1 protein-coding gene is annotated in these 1,857 nt (G+C 64.7%); it reads left to right on the top strand.

What is annotated here, in order from left to right; all coding sequences use genetic code 11:
• Positions 1-1,857, top strand: a 1,857-nt coding sequence (locus tag AACY42_RS28320) for a condensation domain-containing protein (protein WP_339483799.1), incomplete at both ends; no start/stop codon positions are given.

Below are 1,857 nucleotides of genomic sequence, written 5' to 3'. Positions count from 1 at the left end.
AGCTCGACCGCAAGGCCCTGCCGACCGCCGACGCCAGCCAGGTCCAGCAGGACTACGTGGCGCCGCGAAGTGAGTTGGAACAGCAGATAGCCGCGATCTGGCAAGACGTGCTCAAGGTCGAGCGGGTCGGCTTGAGCGATAACTTCTTCGAGTTGGGCGGCCACTCGCTGCTGGCGACGCAGATGGTGTCGCGCATTCGCCAGGCCCTCGGCCTGAACCTGCAACTGCGCCAGTTGTTCGAAAACGCCGGCCTTGAGGCCTGTGTGGCGGCGCTGATGGACGGCGATGTGGCTCGGCCGACGAGCATCCCGCGTCTTTCCCGGGGCCCGGCGCCGTTGCCGTTGTCCTACGCCCAGCAACGCCAGTGGTTCCTCTGGCAGATGGAGCCCGACAGCGCGGCGTACCACATTCCAGCGGCGCTGCGGATTCAGGGCGACCTGGACCTGCAGGCCCTGCAACAGAGTTTCGCCGCCCTGGTGCGGCGCCACGAAAGCCTGCGTACCAGCTTCTTCCAGGTCGATGAACAAGCGTTCCAGGTCATTCATCCACAGATGAATCCGGTCGTAATCGCGCAGGAGCTCGACGGCGGCAGCGAACAGGTGCAGGCCTTCGTCCAACGGCAAATCGCTGAGCCATTCGACCTGCAAAACGGCCCGCTGCTGCGGGTCGGCCTGTTGCGGGTGGCGGCCGACGAGCATGTGCTGGTGCTGACCCAGCACCACATCGTCTCCGATGGCTGGTCGATGCAATTGCTAGTGCAGGAACTGATGCAGGGTTATGTCGCGTGCCGCCAGGGTGACTCCCTGGCATTGGCCGAGCTGCCGATCCAGTACGCCGATTACGCGGTATGGCAACGTCAGTGGATGGACGCCGGCGAGCGAGAACGGCAACTGGCGTATTGGACCGAGGTGCTGGGGGGCGAGCAGCCTTTGCTGACGCTGCCCACCGACCGGCCGCGTCCGACCCGGCAGAGTTTTGCCGGCGCCCGCCTGGCGATCGACTTGCCGCAGGCCTTGGGCCAACAGCTGCGACAGCTGGCCCAGCGCGAAGGCAGCACGCTGTTCATGGTCTTGCTGGCGTCGTTCCAAGCCTTGCTGCACCGCTACAGCGGCCAGTCGGACATTCGTGTCGGCGTGCCCATTGCCAACCGCAACCGGGTGGAAACCGAAGGCCTGATCGGCTTCTTCGTCAACACCCAGGTGCTCAAGGTCGAGGTGGATCCGCAGCAGCGTTTCAGTGAATTGCTGGCACAGGTCAAACAGGCAGCCATCGGCGCCGAGGCCCATCAGGACCTACCGTTCGAACAACTGGTCGAAACACTGCGGCCTGAACGCAACCTGAGCCACAGCCCGTTGTTCCAGGTGTTGTACAACCACCAGAGCGTGGCTCGCCAGGCACTGCCGGCGCTCCCCGGTCTGGTGATCAAGGCCCAGGAATGGGAAAGCCAGACCGCCCAGTTCGACTTGACCCTCGACACCCTGGAAGCCGAGGGTGAACTCGGTGCGGCGCTGACCTATGCCACTGACTTGTTCGACGCCAGCACCGTGCAGCGCCTGGCCGAACACTGGCTGAACCTGTTGCGCGGCATCGTTGCCAATCCCCAGCAACGCATCGCTGAACTGCCGTTGCTGACGGCCACCTTGCAACAGCAACACATCACCCAATGGAACCCGGCCCCGCGCAGCTTCCCGGGCGAGGCCTGCCTGCATCAGCGCATCGCCGAACAGGCACGTTCGCGTCCCGACGCCATCGCTTTGCGTTGCAACGCCCAAACCCTGACCTACGGCGAACTCAACGCCCAGGCCAACCGCCGCGCCCGTCAGTTGATCACTCACGGCGTCGGCCCGGATGTGCTGG

This window comes from Pseudomonas sp. RL_5y_Pfl2_73 (assembly GCF_963970515.1).
In the GTDB taxonomy this organism is placed as follows: domain Bacteria; phylum Pseudomonadota; class Gammaproteobacteria; order Pseudomonadales; family Pseudomonadaceae; genus Aquipseudomonas.
The sequence above is the reverse complement of the archived record's forward strand: the minus strand, read 5'-3'. Positions and strand labels throughout refer to the sequence as shown.